Genomic DNA, 13,855 nt, shown 5'->3' on the forward strand with positions numbered 1-13,855 from the left:
TTTTTTCCTATTATACTTTGTGATATTGTTGTATAATATTTTTGAAAGCGCTTATTATTTTAGTATACATAATTTAAAACGTTTTTGCTTGAATGTTCATAATTTTCTTTATAATTTTAGGTGGTAATTCCATTTCCATTTTATCCCTAGATAGTAGTTTTATTGTACAAGTTTCACTTGGTAATCATAGTAAATTTCTGGGTGATAAGTAATTGTGAACGTTTTTTTACAAAACAGATAAGTAATAACGTTTTGTATTATGTAAATTATCGTAATAACATAAGAATATAAAATGAATTGCACTCGTTACTGGTTCTAACGAGTAGGAGGTTTTGTCAAATGACGACGAAGAATACAAATACAAACAGTCCTTGGGCTAAGTTCCATGGTCCAAACCTTGGCTATGTCATTGAACAGTACGATCGTTATGTAGCTGGGGAAGGTTCTGTTGATCCAGAGTTAGAAGAGCTTTTCGCAAGTTGGGGTGCTCCTCCTTTTTATACAGATTTTACAGCGGGCACTACTAACGGCTCTCATTTATCTTCTCAAAACAATACAGATATAGAAAAAGTTCTAAAAGCTGCAAAAGTTTTAGAAAATATTCGTTCATACGGTCACCTTTCTGCACATATTAATCCGCTGGAGGAAAAAGTGGATGGGCAGTTTTCTTTAGAGGGACTAGGCGAAAATGATTTGAAAGCGATTTCAGCGAAAATGGTTTGGGCAGATGCACCTGCTGATGTTCAAACAGCGTATGATGCTGTTAATAGATTAAAAGATGTGTATTCAAAATCTTTAGCTTATGAGTTCGCTCATGTTCAAGATAGTGAAGAACGTGCATGGCTGCAACAAATGGTGGAATCCACTTCCTTGTATCATCCACTATCAAACGAGAAACGAATTGCTGTTTTAAAACGATTGACAGCGGTTGAAGGTTTCGAGCAATTTTTGCATAAGACATTCGTTGGTCAAAAGCGCTTTTCTATCGAAGGCGTTGATATGCTAGTTCCTATGCTTGATGAAATGATTTCTGAAGGCGCTAAAAGCGGCGTGAAAGATATTATGATCGGGATGGCTCACCGCGGACGTCTTAGTGTGCTCGCTCATACATTAGAAAAACCATATAGTCACATGTTCACTGAATTTAAACATTCAGCACCGATGCAGGGCACTGATAAGAACAACATCGGTTGGACTGGTGATGTGAAGTATCACTTAGGTAAAGAGCAATTGATTGGATCTGGAGAAGCTCTTACACGAGTTACTTTAGCAAATAACCCAAGTCACCTTGAATTTGTAGATCCAGTTGTAGAAGGATTTGCACGTGCTGCTCAGGAAAATCGCGAACAAGCAGGTTATCCAACGCAAGATGTTTCTAAATCTTTCGCAATTTTAGTACACGGTGATGCTGCGTTCCCTGGTCAAGGTATCGTACCTGAGACACTGAACTTAAGCAGACTGAAAGGTTATCAAACAGGCGGAACGATTCATGTTATTGCGAATAACGCAGTCGGATTTACAACTGATAGTTATGATTCTCGCTCTACAAGATATTCAAGTGACCTTGCGAAAGGCTTTGATATTCCGATTGTACACGTAAATGCCGATGATCCTGAAGCTTGTCTGATTGCAGCTACTCTTGCTTTCCAATACCGTACGCTATTCAAAAAGGATTTCCTAATTGACTTAATTGGATATCGCCGCTATGGTCATAACGAAATGGATGATCCAGCAGTTACACAACCGAAAGTATACAAAAAGGTTAGCAAGCATCCAACTGTAAGAGCTTTATATGCTGAAGAGTTACAGGCAAAAGGCATTCTAAATGCTGAAGAAGTAGAAACAATTACGCAATTTATACAAGAGCATTTGAAAGCTGAATATAACCAAGTTTCTTCAGATAAAAAAGAAGTATCTGCTAACGTTGAAGTTCCAGAAGTAGTTGCAAACGGAATTCCAAAAATGATGACAGGTGTTCCATTAGAAACACTTGAAGAATTAAATACAAGTCTTCTTGAGTGGCCAGAAGGTTTTAACGTATATCCAAAATTAAAGAAAATCCTTGAACGTCGTGGAAGCGCATTTAAAGATGGCGGTAAGCTAGAGTGGGCAAATGCCGAAGCGTTAGCGTTTGCTTCAATTTTACAAGACGGTACGCCAATTCGTCTGACAGGACAGGATTCAGAGCGTGGTACATTCGCACAGCGCCACGTTGTATTACATGATACAGAAACGAACGAAACGTATTCGCCAATGCATCGCTTGCCACAAGCACGCGCTTCTTTCGCAGTTCATAATAGTCCGCTTTCTGAAGCTGCTGTTGTAGGATTTGAGTATGGCTATAACGTATTCTCTCCTGAAACATTGACAATGTGGGAAGCACAATACGGAGACTTCTCGAATACAGCGCAAGCATTGTTTGACCAATTCGTTTCATCAGGAAGAGCAAAATGGGGTCAAAAATCTGGTCTTGTTCTCCTTCTTCCTCACGGTTATGAGGGCCAAGGTCCTGAGCATTCCAGCGCTCGTCCAGAACGTTTCTTACAGCTTGCTGCAGAGAATAACTGGACAGTTGCAAACTTAACAAGTGCAGCGCAATATTTCCATATCCTGCGCCGCCAAGCAGCAAGTCTTGGCACTGATTATGTAAGACCATTAGTAATTATGACGCCAAAGAGCTTGTTACGTCATCCACTTACATCTTCACCTGCTTCTGAGTTAAGTGAAGGCAGCTTCCAAACAGTTGTAGAAGAGCCGAACCTTGGAACAGAAACAAGTAAAGTGAAGCGTCTTGTATTAACTACAGGTAAGATGGCAATCGATTTAGCAGTAGATGTCGAATCGAACAAGAAAGAACATACGCTAGATGAAGTGCATATCGCTCGCGTTGAACAGTTATACCCATTCCCTACTGAGAAAATCCAAGCGATTGCTGAGCGTTTTGAAAACCTGGAAGAAATCGTATGGGTACAGGAAGAACCAAGAAATATGGGCGCATGGCATTATGTTGCACCAATTCTATTCGAACTTGCTTCTGACAAAGTAAAAGCGAACTATATTGGACGTCCCGATCGTTCAAGTCCATCAGGTGGCGATCCTCATGTTCATAGAAAAGAACAAGAATTGATTATTAATAAAACTCTTAATATCAATTTCGAGTTACAACAAGAACAAGAATTTGTTCACAATAAGTAATACTGTTAACTTCCTGTGAATGGGGGTCTCCCCCATTCACGGCTAGAGAAGATTATTTATATAACCATATCAAATCAATTGTTAGGCAAAATAGGGGAGGACATTTAAAATGATCGAAATTAAAGTACCTGAGCTTGCAGAATCTATTACAGAAGGAACTATTTCACAATGGCTTATCAACGTAGGTGACAAAGTTGAGAAAGGCGCAAGCGTTGTTGAGCTTGAAACAGATAAAGTCAATGTAGAAATCATTGCAGAAGATTCAGGTATTGTATCAAAATTACTAGGAGAACCTGGGGATACAGTTGAAATCGGTGACGTTATCGCAGTTTTAGATGCAAATGCAGCGGCAGCAGTAAGTACACCTGCTCCAGCAGAACCAAAACAAGAAGTTACGGAAGCACCAAAAGCTGAGGCTCCAAGTGCAGCGTCAAATCCAGCACCTTTACAAGGTCTTCCAAATACAGATCGTCCAATTGCTTCACCTGCTGCTAGAAAAATGGCACGTGAATTAGGAATCGACTTAAATGACGTACGCAGCACTGATCCACTTGGCCGCGTTAGACCGCATGATGTTCAAGCACATGCTACTGCGCCAAAAGCAGAGCCAAAACAAGAAAAACAAAGTCCAAAACCAGCTGCAAAAACTGAGTTTGAAAAACCAGTTGAGCGCGTAAAAATGTCCCGCCGCCGTCAAACAATTGCAAATCGTCTTGTAGAAGTTCAGCAAACGTCTGCAATGTTAACAACATTTAACGAAGTTGATATGACAGCTATCATGGAATTACGTAAAGAACGTAAAGATGCGTTCGAAAAGAAACATGATGTTCGTCTTGGCTTCATGTCATTCTTCACAAAAGCAGTTGTAGCAGCATTAAAACAATTCCCATTATTAAATGCTGAAATTCAAGGTGATGAGCTTATCATCAAGAAATTCTACGATATCGGAATCGCTGTAGCAGCTCCAGATGGATTAGTTGTTCCTGTTTTACGTGATGCAAACCAAATGAACTTTGCTGAAATCGAAAGCGAAATTCGTAATCTTGGTAAAAAAGCACGTGATAACAAACTTACTTTAAAAGAACTACAAGGTGGTACATTTACAATTACAAATGGTGGCGTGTTCGGCTCTCTTATGTCAACACCAATCCTAAACAGCCCACAAGTTGGTATCCTTGGTATGCATAAAATCCAAGTACGCCCTGTTGCGATTGATGCAGAGCGCATGGAAAACCGTCCAATGATGTACCTTGCTCTATCTTATGACCACCGCATCGTAGATGGAAAAGAGGCTGTTAGCTTCCTTGTTGCAGTTAAAGAAATGCTTGAAGATCCAAAATCATTATTATTAGAAGGTTGATTCTTATATCAATCGAAGAACCCTCTTGCAAATGCAAGAGGGTTTTCTTCATTTCTACTTCCATTACAAAAATAATTGTAGACTGATGCTACGCAATTATCGTAATCTACTAGTTATAAAATAACAATGGACAAGGTGACAAAATGGAATTAGGAAATTTCTTTTTTACAATGCTTATGACAACCTTTATTCAGTTAGCTTCATTAGTAGGATGGATTATTGTAGTTGGATTTCTATTAGGCTATTTAGAAAATCGTTCGCGAACATATTGGACAAGAGCTTTCGGAAGAAATGGCTTCCTCTTAACCTCGTGGATTGGAACACCCATTCACGAATTCGGGCATGCCTTTATGTGCGTCTTATTTGGGCATAAAATCGTGGATATTCAATGGTTTCCAACGAATACAAGTAACGGGTATTTAGGATATGTACAGCACGAATATAATCCGAAAAGTATCTATCAAAAAATAGGTAATTTCTTTATCGGTATTGCTCCTATTTTTTCAGGAATTGCCGCGCTAGTTGGCTTAATATATTGCCTTCTCCCCCACTCATACTCAGTATTTATGAATGGCCTTGAAACAAATATCCAGCCAGGCGGCGCTATGAGTGATATGCTCAAACATACTGTTTTATCTTCTATCCTATTATTAAAAAGCATTTTTACTATTGATAATCTGTTGAATCCTTATTTTTGGCTCTTTCTGATCCTAGCAATTTGTATCTCTACGCATATTGCCTTAAGTAAACCTGACATACAAGGTGCATTAGATGGACTAATCACGATCTTTTTGTTCCTACTTCTCTTCAATGTTATAGGAGGTCTTTTTCATTTTAATAGCCATGCAATTATCGCAAATATAGCAAAGTATAATGCTTACTTACTCGCTTTTTCTAGCATTGCTATTTTATTTTCTTGTATCACGCTTGCCATCAGCTATATTTTTTATCATATAAAACGTAAATACATCTAGAGATTCACACACCTCTCTGCATCTATCTGGATGTACTCTGATTACTTTTTTATTGCCCTAGGATAGCTTTTTTATGAATTGAGCAAACGGTGGCACTCATAAGTATATTTGTCGAAATTAAATTTATACAATAAATATAGTACGTGAAATTTTTATATGTAGAAAAATAAACCCTCTAAATGGGGATTTGTTTTTCTACATATTGATCTTACAGGAAAGGTGATTAAGGGAACTACAATTTTTATATTATCATATAAATAATGGTTATCATGTTGAGAAATAAAAATGTCATGTTGTTGAGAAGAAAATAAGATTTAACCATTTTGTCTTACAAGAATGCCAGTAGTATATTTGCATTACTATTCATTTTCTTCGTATAGAACAAGGCTCTTTTTTACACAAAAAAGCAATCAAGTAAGTATTTTTATACTTTGGCTAATCTTTGCTCAAAATAAACAACAGTAAAGTTAGTTATTGAAATAGTATGAGGATTTTACGAATTTACAAAGTTACAGGTACAATGATTGACATGTTAGCATTCATAGTTAATTTGAATGAAGTTCCCGCCGTAAGTCAATCAAGTTGGCCAGATTCCCTTGTTGAACTATCATGAAGACTTTATATCTTATTCTCTTTATTCATTTTATAGAAATATTTTTCATTGTCTCATGCTCATCAAGTCAAGAATTCATAATTATCCACAACAAAAACTTTGTGCAAATTGCTCAATTTTTATCTTCTTCCGTTCGTTTATTTTTGTTAGGTTGATGACAATACCGCTATATTAAAAAAATTGTACGGTACGCAAAAAGTGTGAATTAAAAATAAAGCCTAACTTAATGTGAGAAAGTAGTTTGTCGTGTCTACTTTTTAGACTAACATTAGCGTTGTTCTACAATCACAGCCTATCGTTGAATAAGTTGCATAAGAATTAAATGGCATTCTAACGTAAGCAATTCATCCTAGTTTTCATACAAATCTATGCTAGATGCTGAATTTTGCACGTAGCTTCACCGTGCAAAAACTTCGGCAAGGTGAGGTCTCTCCCTTACAACGCATAAAGACTAAAGCAACCATAATCTGTATAAACGTCCAAATAGTCCTCAGTGAATGCTATATTGCAAGATTTCACCACATGCTCAATCGCGATTGTAGTTGCATGCCGTTTTGTTACAAAGTCATACAGTCGTACCGCTCCTCTGTCATAAGCAGCTACCAGTCCTTTTTCCGCATGAATCGCACAACTCCTAGTCTCACCTATCTGCCAATCCTCGCATTTCTTCTTAGCCTGCCAATCATATACAAGTAAATCCCAGCACCCGTATTGCTCCTGAGTAAACAAAAGATGATCATCCGGGGAGAAGATTATCCTTGTTGTCATAGCATGGATAGATTTTGGCAATACTACTTCTTGACCAGAGGCAATATCATATACTCTTACTTCCCTACTATTCGTACAATAAGCGAATTTATCTCCGCTATGTGACAGCGCAGCACATAACTGTGTACTGTGTCCTCCATACATCTCGCAATTTACTGCTACCTGGCAGATGATCTTTTCCTTTACAAGATCATACACGATAAGCTTGGAATCATTATACCAAAGCACTCTATCACTCGATAAAGAAAGCGTATTCCCTACCGTCAATTCAGCATGCAGCGGTTCCGAATAAAACTTAAGCTCCCCGCTCTTCACCTCATATCCTCTTATCGAATGACACTCATTCAATACCAATTCACCCGCATGAGGACAATAGTACATATCATATACAATATGATTTTCTCCAAGTTCAAAAATGACTTGTTTCCCTCCGTATTCGTCTATTAAATAAATCTCTTCTCGCTGAAACTGACCAATAACATATCCAACATACGATGAATTAGTTCCAGGTATGGGGACAAAAGGAAGAAATCCTGTATATCCCTTTCCCAAATATAGCTGCAGCACCGGTTCTCCTGCCGATACCTCCAAATTATGATAGATCATGCCTTTCTTCAATCTCTGCCAAATTTCCTTCTCCATCTGCTTGGCTGCCTGCTCAGCATTATCGAACTGCTTCTTCCGAGGTTTTCTGCCCCCAGTCGAAGTGATAAGTATGCTATCATTTCTTTGAATACTCCAAGTTTTCCCACTAGCTCTATCTATCAACATTCTATGCATTCGTTTCACCTCTTCCTAACTGTAGCAAATGACCTCTGAATAAGTCTAATACTCTGCCACTTCTAGGATTTACTACTAATATCTATACTTTTTAAGTGGACAGCTAAGATCCATGGAAAAATATGTTATAATCCACATATGATTGTTCTTTAACTAACAATGCAGTTTAGTTGAATAATACATATTTCATAAAATGGTATTTGAATAGTTTTTCCTATGAGGTAAGAAGTAAATATAACCTAAAGCTAAAGAAGAGTAGTAGAACTTAGTATTCTATTATTTTATCATTGTAACGGCACGCATTTACCAAGATTAAGGAGGTAATACGAATTGATTTTAGAAGAATATAAAAAACAAGCATCAGAACAAGAAGATTGGGCACCAGGATGGGAAGCAATTGATGAAGTTTTTGATAAACTTTATCCGAATCAGAAACCCGCACATTATGGAACTACATTTCATAAACGGGCCTTTTTTGGTGGAGACCAATATTTAGATGGTTACAGTATTTATCAATCCCCAAATGGTTACAAGCATTTACTAACGTATGGAATGACGACGCTTTACACAGATGAAGACGCATTTGGTGGTGAATGGAGCCGCTGGGGTTATGAAATGACTATCAAACTGAAAGAGGATACGAATGAAGATTGTATGTGGGCAATTGATATGCTATCTAATCTTGCTCGCTATACGTGCACACAGAAAAGGTTTTTTGAGCCCATGCAATTTGTGGCAGGGAATGGATCGTCTCTTCATATTGGTGTTGAATCTGCTATTACTGCTTTACTAGTTGTAAGTGATACGGAAGCAGAAGGACTTGACACTGTTCATGGTAGAGTGAACTTCATACAATTGGTCGGAATTACACAACAAGAATTAGAAGTTCTGAAAGAAGACTACACAAAAGCTGAAGTTCTTGTAAAAAATATGAGGAAAGATAATCCTTATTTAATTACCGATATGAAACGAATAAAATCTTATTTATAATCAGAAATAAAGCATCTCTTCTTTCAAGAGATGCTTTATTTTATTCCCCTCTTCTCGCTGCTTGCTGCAACGGATCCCATACACTGTTAAACGGCGGAGAATAACTTAAGTCAACGTCTTCTAAATCATGAATCGTCATTTTATGAAACAACGCCATTGCCAGTACGTCTATTCGTTTATCTACACCCTGCTCGCCGATTACTTGTCCGCCTAACAATTGTTTTGTATCCGGACGATACAATAATTTTACGTGCAGCGGTTTCTTACTTGGATAATATCCCGCTATGTTTGTCGAATCTATTTTTACAATTTCATATGGTACTTGTAATTGTTCTGCTTCTTTTTCATTTAGACCCGTTCGTCCTAATGTGATGTCCATAAATTTCATAACCGCTGTTCCGACAATCCCTTTAAACGCCCTTCGTTTATTCACCATGTTTAGTCCCGCAATTCTTCCTTGTTTGTTTGCCGTTGTTCCAAGCGGAATATGATCATGTTTTTCTTTAATAATATGGTACTGCGTCGCGCAGTCTCCTGCCGCATAAATGTCTTCTATATTTGTTTGCATATATGCATTAACTTGGATCGCACCTTTTGGATTTTTAATGATTTCTGTTCCTTCTAGAAAATCAGTGTTCGGTTTAACTCCAACTGATACGAGAACAAGATCTGTTTCATACATTCCTTTATCTGTTACCACAGACTCAACTTGCTCTTTCCCTTGAAACGATTTCACATTTTCATTTATCAGAATTTCAATGTTATGTTTTGTTGCTTCTTCATGAATATATGCTGCCATATCCTTATCGAAAACAGTACCGACATGATCATTCCGTTCAATCATACGCACTTTTTTTCCAAGTTCAACAAATGTTTCTGCCATTTCTATCCCGATTGCACCGCCGCCAATAATGGTAACATGTTCAACTTTCTTATTATGTAGCGTCTCCATAATGCGCTCCGCATCCGGGATCGTTTTCAATAGATGAACTCCTTGCAAGTCACTACCTTTCCAGTTCGGCATAACTGGACGCACACCCGTTGCAATTAATAAACGATCATATTCATATTCAAATGGTTCTGATGTTTGCGTATGTATGCCATATACTTTTTTACTCGCTGGATCTACACGTGTCACTTCATGATTCACTTTGGCATCAATATGATATTTATTCCGAAACGTATCAACGCTCCTAGCAATTAACTTTTCAGTCGAAGCAATGATTCCGCTAATCGCATAAGGAAGGCCGCACTGTGCATATGAATAGATTTCGCCTTTTTCTAAAGTGATTACATTTGCTTCTTGGTCATTGCGAACAATTTGCATTGCTGCACTCATTCCAGCTGCATCTCCGCCTATAATAACGTATTTCATCGTGTCACTCCTTCTGTCATTATCTATCGTTTACAATTCCCATTTTCTTCAATTATCAGTCATTACGGAACTTTCCACCCCTTTTAATGGTAAATTATACAAACACTCCCCCTCAACCATTCTGCTTGTATCTTCAAAGCCGATGCTTTTATAGAGCTGTTTAGCAACAATATTATTTGGTTCAAAAGATAGAAAAACTTCATTACAATTCGCATCTTTTTTCATCTCTTCGATTACCTGTAATAATGCCGCTTTCCCATACCCTTTTCCTTGATGTTTATGATCTATCATAAGTCTACATATTTCAAAAAAATGATGTTGTTCACAATATCCATACATTGTAAAGCCGACCATTGTTTCATCACTGTATATTGCCTTTGTAATCCAACCTTTTTGAATCTTCGATTGGGCTAATGATAAGGCATTCGAAGCAACAAACTCTTCACAAACGAAATGTTTATCTTCCTTATTTGTCGTTAAAAATATACACTCTATCCAATTCTCATTTGTAATATCCCTTAAATTTATACTCATCTTGCATCCACTCTTTCTTCTTTAATAATGTAAATATCTATATTTCTACAAAAAAAACATTTCTCCTATAAGAGAAATGTTTTTTACACAATAAGACGCCACACAAAAACCTCCACCACCACAATTAACACAGCCCCAAAAATCATCAGCGTCGTCTTCTTCAAGAGCTCATTTTCCCGAAATGGAATGTTACATAAATAAGCACCAAGTGTAATTCGCGATGGACACGCAATTGTCGCGAAAGAAGAACTTGTATTTTGCACCGTTGTCACAAACTGCCACGGAAGTCCTACGTTCTGCGCGGTTTGCATTTGTAGCCTCATAAACATCGCATTTGATCCAGCGTTACTTCCTGTTAAAAAACCGCCTATACTACCGATAAACGGGGCGACGAAAACAAACATCGTTCCAAACATATGACCAGCGGATTCTGCTAATAAAGCGTGCATCCCTGCTGCACTCATTAGTTCTGAAATCGCAATAAACATTGTCGTTGTAATCGCAAAGGGGATCCATTGTTTCACCGTTTGCAGTAATGACTGTTTTATTATAATAGAAGGAATTTGGAAAAAAATAATAGTAAATAAACATGTAACCCCAAGCCAAAATCCTGGCGAATACAGTAACTCAAGTTTGTAAGCGTACGATGATAAATGAATAACAGCATATGATTGTAACGTACTATGAAAGGATGGAATTAAGCGAGAAAGCAAGATGCACACTGTTAAAAATAAATATGGACTAACTATTTTTATAATGGATACCTCTTTCTGCTCAGCAGCTGCTTGCTCCGAATACACTTCCTTTTGCTGTTTTGCCGTCATTTTAATAATGATAAATCCAAACGTTATCGTTACAATTGCACTTAAAATCCCTGCTAATTCAACACTTACATATGTACTAGATAAATAGATAGAAGAAGAAAATAATAGAAAAAATCCTGTTGCTTCTTTCCATTTTTGTCTTACTGCCGCCCAGCCGCCGACTATATACAATGAAAGGATGATAAAATATGCAAAGCTCGGCACACTTAATACTGCTGTACCAGAACCAAGTTGTACTAAAGGCATATGAATTAGCCCTGAACCAATAATCGTTCCGGTCGCCATTGCTCCCCATGAGCTTGCTAATAAACCGATAAACGAAAGCAAAACGGCTTGAAACGGCTTATAACCGAGCGAAAGAAAAATAGGAGCAGCCACCATAAATCCAATTCCAAAACCACTTACCGATTCAATAAGGGGACAAATCCCAAAACACATGAGGAGCATTTGCAGTAAACGGTCATGTGTAACATGTTCCATAAAACGAGCAACTTGATCGATATACCCCATTTTATTCATAAGGTGAAATAAAAAAATACCAAAAAATAATACATATCCAACGATGAAACAAATTAAACCGCCCTTTATTGTGGCATGGGCAATCTCCCCCATTTGCAGGCGAAATAGCGGTGATAGTAAAACAATTCCGCTGCACACGACATAAGAAATTATCGATGCTTTCAGCGATGTTTGCTTGAAGACAAATAAACAAATGAAAATCATCATGATTGGAATAAGAGCCAGTAGTATTGCCATACCATCATCTCGTTTCTTGTAAGGTACAATTAAAAAAACGTTATAAAACCCTCTTCTTTTTAGTTGGTCAAGATAATTCGGCCATACATTACTGCGACCGATATGTTAAAAGATATTATATAACATAAGACAGAATATTCAATTCATTTTTTGTCGTTTTTTTATCAGATTCTTTATCTAGTAAACTATTAAAAACATGTTACACTACAAAAAACACCTTTTTTAGAGGAGTGATAGCAATGAACCAAGAACAATTTTGGCAACTTATTTCAGATATGAATTCAAAAGACGAAACAGTTGAATGGTTAATTGAGCAGTTAGCTGCAAAATCCGCAGATGAAATTGCAGATTTTGAAATGCATTTCCAAACTGCTTTAGGGCAATCCTACACTTCCTCTTTATGGGCAGCTGCTTATATTATTTTAGGTGGATGCTCCGACGATTCATTTGATTACTTTAGAGGTTGGCTCATCGCATGTGGAAAAGAAACATTTGAATCCACTGTGCAAAACCCTGAAAACCTAGCTAGCTTAATTCCTGCTTATTATGAAGAGGAAGATCTCATTCCAGAACTTGAGGAAATGTTAAGTACTGGATTTGAAGCTTTTAGCCTAAAAGAAACAGGAGATACAGAGTGGGATAATAAGATATGGGAGAAATTTTCATCGTTACTTGATGAAAAAGGTTATGAGTCATTTGAACAAGACATAGAATTTGACTGGGAAGAAGATGAAGACAAATTAGCCGAGCGATTCCCAAAATTATGGGAACGTTTTGGTGAAAATCCATTAGGTTAATATATGGAGCTGACTCAAAAGAGATGTAAATTTCGTTTGAGTCAGCTCCTTTTTATATGTCCACTCATATATCGACCGTTTTTTAAAATATATCGGCGCTTCGACACTCTATGTGCACTTTAGGGAGCTTATTCCTTTATTTCACCGCAGCAATCAGCTCGCGAATTTCATCTCGCTTTTCCTTCTCTAACAGTTCAATGATTTTACTTCCAACAACGACTCCGTCGCATACTCGAGTCATTTCCTCTATTTGCTCCGCCTTCGATATACCAAACCCTGCAACAACAGGAAGCTGAACATTCGCTTTTACCTTTTCTAAGTATGTGTGTAATTCTTGCGTGAAATCGCGGCGTACTCCCGTTACGCCCGCTACCGTGACAGCATAAACAAATCCTTGTGATTCACTTGTAATCTTTTGAATTCGTTCTATAGGGCTCGTTACTGTTACGAGCGGAATAAGCGCAATATTTGCATCACATAGCAGTGGTGCAATGATATCTTGTTCTTCATATGGAAGATCTGGCACGATAATCCCATCGACTCCAGCTTCGATGCAGCGCCCTATAAAACGCTCTTTCCCAAATGCTAAAATAGGATTTAAATAGGTCATGAGTACAAATGGAATTTGCACTTCTCTTCTCACTTCCGCAAGTGCTTGGAAAATCCCATCTAACGTCGATCCGTTTTCTAAAGCTCGTTTTCCTGCTCTTTGAATCGTTGGTCCGTCTGCAACTGGATCAGAAAATGGAATACCAATTTCAATAATACTTGCTCCGGCTCCATCTAAAAAACGAATTTGTTCTTGCAAATCACCATCTCCACCCATTACATACGGAATGAACGCCTTTTTTCCATTTTGAAATGCTTCACTTATTCTTTCTACTCCCAT

10 protein-coding genes are annotated in these 13,855 nt (G+C 37.6%); 5 read left to right on the forward strand and 5 right to left on the reverse strand.

The genetic code is table 11. From position 1 onward, the window contains the following. Nucleotides 1–339: 339 nt before the first annotated feature. The 3 genes from AB1280_RS11525 (at nt 340) to AB1280_RS11535 (ending at nt 5,529) form a co-directional block, all read left to right on the forward strand. Nucleotides 340–3,195, forward strand: a complete 2,856-nt coding sequence (locus AB1280_RS11525) for a 2-oxoglutarate dehydrogenase E1 component (RefSeq protein ID WP_429755874.1) — start codon at nt 340–342, stop codon at nt 3,193–3,195. Between the two features lie 109 nt (nt 3,196–3,304). Then, nucleotides 3,305–4,555 carry a 2-oxoglutarate dehydrogenase complex dihydrolipoyllysine-residue succinyltransferase gene (odhB, locus tag AB1280_RS11530; protein ID WP_272187394.1) on the forward strand — a complete coding sequence of 417 codons (1,251 nt, stop codon included), beginning with the start codon at nt 3,305–3,307 and terminating at the stop codon, nt 4,553–4,555. 143 nt (nt 4,556–4,698) lie between these two features. Beyond that, nucleotides 4,699–5,529: a hypothetical protein gene (locus tag AB1280_RS11535; RefSeq protein WP_272187393.1), complete on the forward strand. Its 831-nt coding sequence runs from the start codon at nt 4,699–4,701 to the stop codon at nt 5,527–5,529. A gap of 1,048 nt (nt 5,530–6,577) precedes the next feature. Here the strand turns inward: AB1280_RS11535 and AB1280_RS11540 are convergent. Continuing rightward, nucleotides 6,578–7,690 (reverse strand): WD40 repeat domain-containing protein, encoded by a 1,113-nt coding sequence (locus tag AB1280_RS11540; RefSeq protein WP_429755875.1) that lies wholly within the window; start codon nt 7,688–7,690, stop codon nt 6,578–6,580. A 330-nt stretch (nt 7,691–8,020) separates the two neighbouring features. On the opposite strand from AB1280_RS11540, the gene AB1280_RS11545 reads away from it, so the two are divergent. Further along, on the forward strand, nt 8,021–8,680 hold the full coding sequence (locus AB1280_RS11545; protein WP_429755876.1) for a suppressor of fused domain protein: 660 nt from the start codon (nt 8,021–8,023) through the stop codon (nt 8,678–8,680). A 40-nt stretch (nt 8,681–8,720) separates the two neighbouring features. On the opposite strand, the gene AB1280_RS11550 is transcribed toward AB1280_RS11545, so the two are convergent. The 3 genes from AB1280_RS11550 to AB1280_RS11560 all read right to left on the reverse strand — a co-directional run bounded on the left by AB1280_RS11550 (nt 8,721) and on the right by AB1280_RS11560 (nt 12,169). Beyond that, complete coding sequence (locus AB1280_RS11550) at nt 8,721–10,055, reverse strand: CoA-disulfide reductase (RefSeq protein WP_429755877.1); 1,335 nt, start codon at nt 10,053–10,055, stop codon at nt 8,721–8,723. Nucleotides 10,056–10,103: 48 nt separating this feature from the next. Further along, entirely contained in the window at nt 10,104–10,589 is a 486-nt protein-coding gene (locus AB1280_RS11555) for a GNAT family N-acetyltransferase (protein ID WP_429755878.1), read from the reverse strand. Between the two features lie 83 nt (nt 10,590–10,672). Further along, nucleotides 10,673–12,169: an L-lactate permease gene (locus tag AB1280_RS11560; RefSeq protein WP_429755879.1), complete on the reverse strand. Its 1,497-nt coding sequence runs from the start codon at nt 12,167–12,169 to the stop codon at nt 10,673–10,675. A gap of 239 nt (nt 12,170–12,408) precedes the next feature. On the opposite strand from AB1280_RS11560, the gene AB1280_RS11565 reads away from it, so the two are divergent. After that, the gene (locus AB1280_RS11565) at nt 12,409–12,966 is read left to right on the forward strand and encodes a DUF4240 domain-containing protein (protein ID WP_429755880.1); all 558 of its coding nucleotides are present in this window, start codon (nt 12,409–12,411) and stop codon (nt 12,964–12,966) included. Between the two features lie 136 nt (nt 12,967–13,102). Here AB1280_RS11565 and trpA read toward each other — a convergent pair whose 3' ends face one another. Beyond that, nucleotides 13,103–13,855 (reverse strand): tryptophan synthase subunit alpha, encoded by a 753-nt coding sequence (gene trpA, locus AB1280_RS11570; RefSeq protein WP_429755881.1) that lies wholly within the window; start codon nt 13,853–13,855, stop codon nt 13,103–13,105.

Source organism: Bacillus sp. S10(2024), assembly GCF_050473865.1.
Lineage (GTDB): Bacteria > Bacillota > Bacilli > Bacillales > Bacillaceae_G > Bacillus_A.

Bases quoted from the DNA above. Each gene is read 5' to 3' on its own strand.
- AB1280_RS11525 (WP_429755874.1), top strand. From the start codon at position 340: ATGACGACGAAGAATACAAATACAAACAGTCCTTGGGCTAAGTTCCAT.
- odhB (WP_272187394.1), top strand. From the start codon at position 3,305: ATGATCGAAATTAAAGTACCTGAGCTTGCAGAATCTATTACAGAAGGA.
- AB1280_RS11535 (WP_272187393.1), top strand. From the start codon at position 4,699: ATGGAATTAGGAAATTTCTTTTTTACAATGCTTATGACAACCTTTATT.
- AB1280_RS11540 (WP_429755875.1), bottom strand. From the start codon at position 7,690: ATGCATAGAATGTTGATAGATAGAGCTAGTGGGAAAACTTGGAGTATT.
- AB1280_RS11550 (WP_429755877.1), bottom strand. From the start codon at position 10,055: ATGAAATACGTTATTATAGGCGGAGATGCAGCTGGAATGAGTGCAGCA.
- AB1280_RS11555 (WP_429755878.1), bottom strand. From the start codon at position 10,589: ATGAGTATAAATTTAAGGGATATTACAAATGAGAATTGGATAGAGTGT.
- AB1280_RS11560 (WP_429755879.1), bottom strand. From the start codon at position 12,169: ATGGCAATACTACTGGCTCTTATTCCAATCATGATGATTTTCATTTGT.
- AB1280_RS11565 (WP_429755880.1), top strand. From the start codon at position 12,409: ATGAACCAAGAACAATTTTGGCAACTTATTTCAGATATGAATTCAAAA.
- trpA (WP_429755881.1), bottom strand. From the start codon at position 13,855: ATGGGAGTAGAAAGAATAAGTGAAGCATTTCAAAATGGAAAAAAGGCG.